Source organism: Bradyrhizobium pachyrhizi, from assembly GCF_001189245.1.
In the GTDB taxonomy this organism is placed as follows: Bacteria; Pseudomonadota; Alphaproteobacteria; order Rhizobiales; family Xanthobacteraceae; genus Bradyrhizobium; species Bradyrhizobium pachyrhizi.
Window position 1 is genome coordinate 1 of the sequence record NZ_LFIQ01000091.1, and the last position, 8,064, is coordinate 8,064.

General features: G+C 66.6%; 7 protein-coding genes and 2 pseudogenes. 6 read left to right on the plus strand and 3 right to left on the minus strand.

The features are described from left to right. Positions 1 to 67: 67 nt before the first annotated feature. Together AKL29_RS22020 and AKL29_RS22025 are read left to right on the plus strand one after the other, a co-directional pair. Positions 68 to 874, plus strand: a pseudogene (locus AKL29_RS22020) (LysR family transcriptional regulator); the annotation flags it as partial. 245 nt (positions 875 to 1,119) lie between these two features. Beyond that, a complete protein-coding gene (locus AKL29_RS22025; RefSeq protein ID WP_028333521.1) occupies positions 1,120 to 1,395 on the plus strand; it encodes a hypothetical protein in 276 nt (91 codons plus the stop codon). A gap of 114 nt (positions 1,396 to 1,509) precedes the next feature. Here AKL29_RS22025 and AKL29_RS22030 read toward each other — a convergent pair whose 3' ends face one another. Then, positions 1,510 to 1,830: a PilZ domain-containing protein gene (locus AKL29_RS22030; protein ID WP_050385612.1), complete on the minus strand. Its 321-nt coding sequence runs from the start codon at positions 1,828 to 1,830 to the stop codon at positions 1,510 to 1,512. 321 nt (positions 1,831 to 2,151) lie between these two features. Between AKL29_RS22030 and AKL29_RS22035 the strand changes: the two genes are divergently transcribed. The 3 genes from AKL29_RS22035 (at position 2,152) to AKL29_RS22045 (ending at position 5,888) form a co-directional block, all read left to right on the plus strand. Further along, complete coding sequence (locus tag AKL29_RS22035; protein WP_050385613.1) at positions 2,152 to 3,669, plus strand: AMP-binding protein; 1,518 nt, start codon at positions 2,152 to 2,154, stop codon at positions 3,667 to 3,669. A gap of 145 nt (positions 3,670 to 3,814) precedes the next feature. Then, positions 3,815 to 4,786 (plus strand): S1C family serine protease, encoded by a 972-nt coding sequence (locus AKL29_RS22040; protein WP_050385614.1) that lies wholly within the window; start codon positions 3,815 to 3,817, stop codon positions 4,784 to 4,786. 19 nt (positions 4,787 to 4,805) lie between these two features. Beyond that, positions 4,806 to 5,888, plus strand: a complete 1,083-nt coding sequence (locus AKL29_RS22045) for a carboxylesterase family protein (RefSeq protein ID WP_050385615.1) — start codon at positions 4,806 to 4,808, stop codon at positions 5,886 to 5,888. Positions 5,889 to 6,005: 117 nt separating this feature from the next. Here AKL29_RS22045 and AKL29_RS22050 read toward each other — a convergent pair whose 3' ends face one another. Then, positions 6,006 to 6,905 carry an SDR family oxidoreductase gene (locus AKL29_RS22050; protein ID WP_050385616.1) on the minus strand — a complete coding sequence of 300 codons (900 nt, stop codon included), beginning with the start codon at positions 6,903 to 6,905 and terminating at the stop codon, positions 6,006 to 6,008. A 57-nt stretch (positions 6,906 to 6,962) separates the two neighbouring features. After that, positions 6,963 to 7,703, minus strand: coding sequence for an SDR family oxidoreductase (locus tag AKL29_RS22055; RefSeq protein ID WP_050385617.1), 741 nt, complete (start codon positions 7,701 to 7,703; stop codon positions 6,963 to 6,965). Between the two features lie 122 nt (positions 7,704 to 7,825). On the opposite strand from AKL29_RS22055, the pseudogene AKL29_RS45345 reads away from it, so the two are divergent. Next, a pseudogene (locus AKL29_RS45345) lies at positions 7,826 to 8,064 on the plus strand (LysR family transcriptional regulator); the annotation flags it as partial.

An 8,064-nucleotide genomic window follows, 5' to 3' on the forward strand; every position in this document is an offset into this window, starting at 1 on the left:
ACCTCCTGGCTTTCGCCAGGACGACGGCGAGTGTGTTGCATAGCCTACATCCACATCGTCGTCCCGGGTGTCGCAATCGGCGCTCAGCCACACCATGCGCGCGCTGGAGGAACGGCTCGGCGTACGGCTTTTGACCCGCACCACGCGCAGCGTCGCGCCGACCGCCGCCGGCGAACGGCTGCTGCAAGGCATCGGCCCGCGCTTCGAGGAGATCGAAGCCGAGCTGTCAGCGCTGAGCGCGCTGCGCGAGAAGCCCGCCGGCACCATCCGCATCAACGCCGGCGAGCACGCCGCCGAGACCATCCTGTGGCCGGCGCTGGCGGAGTTTTTGCCGCGCTATCCCGACATCAAGGTGGACTTGACCGTCGATAACGGTCTCGCGAACATCGTCGCGGAGCGATTTGACGCCGGCGTTCGCCTCGGCGAGCAGTTCGCGAAAGACATGATCGCGGTGCGGATCGGGCCGGATTTCCGCATGGTCGTGGTCGGTGCTCCCTCCTATTTCAAGCGGCGGGAGCGCCCGAGACGACCGCAGGACCTGACCCAGCATGCCTGCATCAACATCCGCCTGCCGACCCATGGCGGCATCTATGCCTGGGAGTTCGAGCGGCGCGGCCGCCCGCTCAAGGTCCGCGTCGACGGGCAATTGGTGTTCAACAGCACCCCATTACGCATCAAGGCAGCGCTGGCCGGGCTGGGACTCGCCTATATCGCCGAGGATCAGGTGCGCGCGCAACTCGCCAAGGGACAGTTGATCCAGGTGCTCGACGACTGGTGCACGCCGTTTCCGGGCTATCACCTCTATTATCCGAGCCGCCGGCAATCCTCGCCGGCGTTTGCATTGCTGGTCGACGCGTTGCGCTACCGCGGCTGATCGCAAGCGGCGGTGTACCGGGTGAGGCCGAAAGCGGCCTCGCGCAAGGCTATCGCAGCGCGGCTCCGTGATCATCGTCGCGGTTGACCACACGGATATTTGCTTCGTCCTGGCGAGGCGTCCGGGAACGCATCAAATGCGGCGGACGTTATGCTGGTATCGCAATCTCGCGGGCTTGGCGGATCTCGTGTCCGTCGCGGCTGTGCCTCTCGCCGCAGCCTCACCGCGCCATCTCGGACCAGCGCATGTTCAAGACCAAATTTGCCATCGTCGTCGCCGCCGGCCTCGTCCTCGCACCGGCCCAGCTTCTCGCGCAGAACACCGGCGGCACCCCGCTGCCGCCCAGGCCGGGCGACCGCGCCGCGCCGTCGAACGGCGTCGGCGGCACCGCGCTCCCGACCCAGTCCGGCCAGCGCGTCGCACCGTCTTCCGGCACCGGCGGCGGCAGCGCCGCACCCGCGCTACCGGGAGGTCCGACGGGCACCACCGGCAATGCCGACAACAACCCGCAGCGGCGATGACGTGAACCACGCTTGCGTGGGAAATTCCGACGTGAGCAATTGAACGCGCGGCCGAAGCGATCGGCGATGGCCTACGCCGAACGTCCATTCGCACATCGATTGATGAATTCTGCGCTAGGTCGCGCCGGCCGGCTCTGCGGCCGGTTCAACCGGCTCGGCTTCGGCCGTCACGAATTTGAGTCCGTAGGTCTTGCCGCGACGCCAGACCACCTCGCAAGGATAGCGCTTGGCGTGATCGGCGAGCAGCGTCAGCGCGAGGTGGTCCTTCACCTCGAACTCGACCTCGGTGGTGATCTTGGCGCCGCCCGGCGAGATGTCGACCACGGCGCATTCGCTCTCGGTCGCGCCGTCATCGACCGTGATCCAGGCCGCACGATTGTTGAGCTGGCGCCGCGGCTCGCGACTGACCTTGATCCGTGCTCCACTGCTCGCCATCGTCGCCGTCCTTGAAGCCATTGGTCATTGAAAGACATTGCAGACCGCGCGCGTCGATCGACGCGCGCGGCACAGAACCGCAACGGCCACAATGCCGGCCCCCCGTAAAGCCCGGCTTAGCGCGATCGCTTGAACTTTACCGGAATCTTGACGGGGCTTTTAGCGAACAGGGATTCTGCAATTCCACCAGCGGGATACCGGCCGCCTCGGCAGCCATCGGCTTGACACGGAGACCGCACTGTTGGTGAAGTGGCGGCCGTGGCCTTGGCCACATCCCTGCAACAAGAGCGCTTCAAGCCGCCTTTTCGACGGAAACGACCCATGCTGATCCCCCTCGCCGACGTGCCGCGCTGGTATGCCGAACGCAAGCCCGCTGACGCGATCGCCATCAGTCATGGCGCGGATGCGCTGACCTGGCTCGAGCTCGAGCGCCGCGCCAATGCACGGGCGCGCGCCTTCGCCGCCAAGGGCGTCAAGCCCGGCGACTTCGTCGCGATCGGGCTGCCCAACAGCAACGCGTTCTTCGAGACGACCTTCGCGGTGTGGAAGTGTGGCGCGACGCCGACCTCGCTGTCATGGCGACTGCCGCGCGGCGAGGCCGCTGCGGTGCTCGAGATTCTGAAACCGTCGCTGGTGGTCGGCGGCGAGGCCGACTGGAATGCGCCGAATTCGCTGCCGGTGAATTTCGTGCCGGATGGATTCTCCGAGGCGCCGCTCGATGCCCCGGTCGCGCGCTACTGGAAGGCGATGACGAGCGGCGGCTCGACCGGGCGGCCGAAGGTGATCCTCGATCACAACCCCGCGGTGATCGAAACCACGGCCGAGGCGACGCTCGGTATTGCGCGCGACACCTCGCTGCTCAATCCAGGGCCGCTGTATCACAATGCGCCATTCATCCTCTCGCACTTTGCGCTGTTCGGGGGCGGAAGGGTCACCGGCATGGTGAAGTTCGACGCCGAGGAGACGCTGCGGCTGATCGAACGCGAGCGCGTGCAATGGGTGAACTTCGTGCCGACCATGATGCACCGGATCTGGGCGCTGCCCGAGGAGGTGCGCAACCGCTACGACGTCTCCAGCCTGAAAATCGTGTTTCACATGGCAGCGCCGATGCCGCCCTGGCTGAAGGAGAAATGGATCGAATGGCTCGGCCCCGAACGGATCTGGGAGCTCTATGGCGGCACCGAGCGGCAGGGCGCTTGCGTGATCTCGGGCACCGAATGGATGGCGCACAAGGGCTCGGTCGGCAAGATCGGCGAGACCGCGAAACTGCGCATCATCGGCGAGGACGGCAACGACGTCGCGCCCGGCGAGACGGGCGAAATCTATTTCCTGCCCAATGATGGCGCCGGCTCGACCTATCACTATCTCGGCGCAACGCCGAAGCGGCTGCCGGACGGCTGGGAATCGCTCGGCGATATCGGCCGGCTCGATGAAGAAGGCTATCTCTATCTCGGCGACCGGCTCGCCGACATGGTGCTGCGCGGCGGCGCCAACATCTATCCGGCCGAGGTCGAGGCCGCGGTCAGCGAGCATCCCGAGGTGCGCTCCTGCGTCGTGGTCGGACTGCCCGATCCGGAATTCGGCCAGCGCGTGCACGCGATCCTCGAGCTCGCCGACAGCGCCGATGCGCAAGCGATCGCCGACGGCATGGGCGATTTCCTGAAGGACCGGCTCAGCCGCTACAAGCATCCGGAAAGTTTCGAGCGCGTCGGCACTGCGCCGCGCGACGATTCCGGAAAGGTTCGCCGCACCATGCTGCGCGACGAGCGCGCCGCGTGGATCAAGGACAACCGCGCCTTCCGCATCATGCCGGCGCGTGCGGCGGCGAAAGCCGAATAGGTTCATTTCGTCTTGCGAGGGGCAGGTCTGCACGCCACATGAGCTGTGCAGGCGGCCCTGCAAGGTATATCATTCCATCTTCCCTGCCGGCAGAACCTCGGTCTACGTTGAGGTTCCAGCGCCCTGCACGCCAGGAGATCCTTTGATGCCCTCCGTGACCGAATGGAAAGTGCCCGCGGCCTTTCAGCCTCGTCCTGAAGATTACCGCTACGATCTCGATCGCGCGCTGATGAGTGTGGTCGGGCTGCATTCGATCATTCCGCCGGATGCTTTCAGCGCCGAGACGCTCGGCACCGAGCGCGCCGGCAATGGCGTCCTGATCGACGACGGGCTGGTGCTGACGATCGGCTATCTGATCACCGAAGCCGCCACGGTGTGGCTGCATCTCGGCGACGGCCGCGCGGTCGAGGGCCATGCGCTCGGCTTCGATTTCGAATCCGGCTTCGGCCTGGTGCAGGCGCTCGGCCGGGTCAATCTCGAGCCGCTGCGGATCGGCTCGTCGGCGGCGACCCAGGTCGGCGACAATGTGGTGCTCGGCGGCGCTGGCGGCCGCACGCGCTCGGTCGCAAGCCAGATCGCGGCGAAGCAGGAATTCGCCGGCTACTGGGAGTATCTGCTCGACGAGGCGATTTTCACCTCTCCGTCGCATCCGAACTGGGGCGGCACCGGGCTGATCAACAATGCCGGCGAGCTGATCGGCATCGGCTCGCTGCAGCTCGAACGCGAGCGCTCGGGCCACGCCGAGCATGTCAACATGATCGTGCCGATCGATCTGCTCAATCCGGTGCTGGACGACCTGCGCAAGTTCGGCCGGGTCGACAAGCCGGCGCGGCCGTGGCTCGGCATGTACACGACCGAGATCGACAACCGCCTCGTGGTGGTCGGTGTCGCCAGCAAGGGACCCGCGGCGCGCGCCGAGCTGAAGACCGGCGACGTGATTCTCGCGGTCGACGGCGACAAGGTGACGAGCCAGACCGGCTTCTACCGCAAGTTCTGGTCGCTCGGCGCGGCCGGCGTGGACGTGCCGCTGACCGTCTATCACGAGGGCGTCACCTTCGACGTCACGCTGACCTCGATCGACCGCATGAAGCTGTTGAAGGCGCCGCGGCTGCATTAATACAGAAGAGGCAGCGGGGATGAGCGAGGCGGTGGTTGACGACATCGTGGCCGTGTTGCCGCCGCTGCTGCAGACGCTGGAATCGCTGTCCTTTGTCGCGCGCAACCTCAATCCGCCGGACTTCGATCGCGTGATGCAGATCGCGGGCGAGCCCGAAGAGGCCTTGCAGGCGGTGCGGCCGCGGCTTGCCGACTGGCCGGAGAAATTCGCGCACATCAAGACCGCGCTTGAAGCTGCGATCGAACCGGCGCTCGCCGGCTACGCAGGGCTGCGCGCCGTGCAGAACGGCGAAGGCGATCTGGTCAGCGTGTTCCGCGCGCTGCGCTATCTGCCGCGGGCGCAGGAGGCGCTGTATCCCTTGACCGAGCTGCCGCCGGTCAGCGGCTTCTTCATCGCGCCCGATCTGCGCGAGGACGCCGAGCTGCAGGCGAAGCTTGCGGCGAAACCCAACGTCGACACCGGCATCTTCCACGAGCGCAACGAGCCGGGCAGCCGCGGCGGCTTCTCGATGTACGTGCCGGAGTATTACACGCCGGATCGCGCCTGGCCGCTGGTGATGGCGCTGCATGGCGGCAGCGGCAACGGCCGCGGCTTCCTGTGGAGCTGGCTGCGCGATGCGCGCAGCCGCGGCGCCATCCTGGTGGCGCCGACCGCGACCGGCCAGACCTGGGCGCTGATGGGCGATGACACCGACACGCCGAACCTCAACCGCATCCTCGACGAGGTGCGTGCGCGCTGGACGATCGACGAGACGCGCATGCTGCTGACCGGCATGAGCGACGGCGGCACCTTCAGCTATGTGAGCGGCCTCGACGGCGCCTCGCGCTTCACGCATCTTGCGCCCGTTGCCGCGACCTTCCATCCGCTGATGGCGGAGATGGCCGACGCGGAGCGGCTGCGCGGCTTGCCGATCTTCATCACCCACGGGCGGCTCGACTGGATGTTCCCGGTGCAGACCGCGCGGCAGACCCAAGGCCTGCTGTCGGCCGCCGGCGCCAGGGTGACCTATCGCGAGATCGACGATCTCAGCCACACCTATCCGCGCGAGATCAATGCGGAGATTTTTCGGTGGTTGAACGGCGAGCGGGCCGACAGCGCCTGAGGGATCGTATCCCGTCATTGCGAGCGAAGCGAAGCAATCCATTGTCACCGAACACGCGGCGGAAGGATTGCTTCGTCGCTGTCGCTCCTCGCAATGACGTTGCGGGAGAGCGTCGGATTACCCGTTCACTCGCGGCTTGAGCAGGTCGGAGAAGCCGACCCGGTGCAGCATCTCGTTGCGGACGCGGTCGATCACGCCGAATGCGACTTCGGCGCCATCTTGCGTCGGATCGATGTGGACGCGGAACGGCCGCTTGCCGAACGGCGTGTCGACGACTTTGACGATCGCGTCCGCGACCAGCGAGGCGTCGGCATCCTCGGGCACGATCGCCGCGAACGCCTTCATGATCTCCTCGCCGAAGCCGGCATAGGGACCGGCCTCATATTCGGCGACGCGCGCTTCGTCCGCGGGACGGCCGGAATGCGCAAAGTGGTTGGTGCCGCCGGTGAAGGCGCCGGGCACGATGATCGAGGTCTCGATGCCCCAGCGCGTAAGCTCCCGGGCATAGATCACCGCCATCGCATCCATGCCGGCCTTGGCCGCGAAATACGGCGCGAGATAGGGCGGCGTGCCGCCGGCCGAAGAGCTGCTCGACACCCAGACCACGAGTCCCCTGCCCTGTTTGCGCAGTTGCGGCAGCGCCGCGCGATTGACGCGTTGGGTCGATAGCACGTTGACGTCGTAGAGCTCGGCAAGCTGCTCGGGCGTGAAGGCCTCCGCCGGGCCGAACACCATGTGGCCGGCATTGTGCATCACGACGTCGAGGCGGCCTTCCTCGGCGACGATCTGCGCAATCGCCGCATCGACCGACGCCTGCGAGCCGACATTGAGCTCGAGCGAGCGCAGGTCGACCTTGTTGTCGCGCGCGAACTCCTCGATATCGGCGACCGCGGCGGCATTGCGGCCGGTGGTGTGGCGCATCGAGGCGTAGACGATGTGGCCGGCCTTGGCGAGCGCGTTGGCGGTGAGGCGGCCGAAGCCGCTCGAAGCGCCGGTGATGACGATGACCTGTTTCATGACACATATCCTTTTGAAGTCGAGTTGAACGGGAGTTGGGTTGAAGGTGCGAGGGCGTCAGACCAGGCCGCCATTGACGCGCAGCGTCTGGCCGTTGATCCAGGAGCCGTCGGGGCCGGCGAGGAAGGCCACGGCATTGGCGATGTCATCGGGCGTGCCGAGCCGCTCCAGCGGCACCATCTTGGCGAAGCGGTCGATCAATTCGTCCGACTTGCCGTGCAGGAACAGGTCGGTCGCGGTCGGCCCGGGCGCGACCGCGTTCACCGTGATGCCGCGGCCGCGCAATTCCTTGGACAGGATCGCACTCAACGACTCGATCGCGGCCTTGGTCGCGACATAGATGCCGTAGGTCTCGAGCCTGGTGCCGACGACGCTGGTCGAGAAGTTGACGATGCGTCCGCCGTTGCGCAGCCGGCGCGCCGCCTCGCGCATGGTGTTGAAGCTGCCCTTCAGGTTGACCGCGACCTGCTGGTCGAACGCGGCGTCGTCGCTGTCGGCGATCTTGCCGAGCTTCATGATGCCGGCATTGTTGACCAGCACGTCGACGCCGCCGAACGCCGCCTCCGCCGCGTCGAACATGCCGCGCACCGCGTTGGCATCGCTGACATCGGCCTTCGCGGTCAGTGCCCGGCCGCCGGCGGCCTCGATCCTGTCGGCCACCGCCTGGGCCGGCTTGGCGTCGCCGGAGTAGTTGATGACGACGGTGAAGCCGTCCCTGGCGAGACGTTCGGCGACCGCCGCGCCGATCCCGCGCGAGGCGCCCGTCACCAGAGCTACCTTGTTGGTTTGGTTGGTCATTTTCAGTCTCCCATCAGATTGTGCGGCCGTGCCGCGTTCGATGGGAGGACACTATGCCTTGGCACTCACCGGATAATCATGCATCTTCCGGCATCACTATTCGTGGTATTCGGATAATGGCAATGGACCGCTTCGACGCGATGCGCGTGTTCTCCCGGGTGGTCGAGCGGCGCAGCTTTTCGCTCGCCGCCGACGATCTGGGGCTGCCGCGCTCGACGGTGACGGACGCGGTAAAGGGACTGGAGGCGCGGCTCGGCGTGCGGCTGCTCGAGCGCACCACGCGCACGGTGCGCCCGACGCTCGATGGCGAGGCGCACTACCGCCGCTGCCTGTCGCTGATCGCGGACCTCGAAGACGCCGA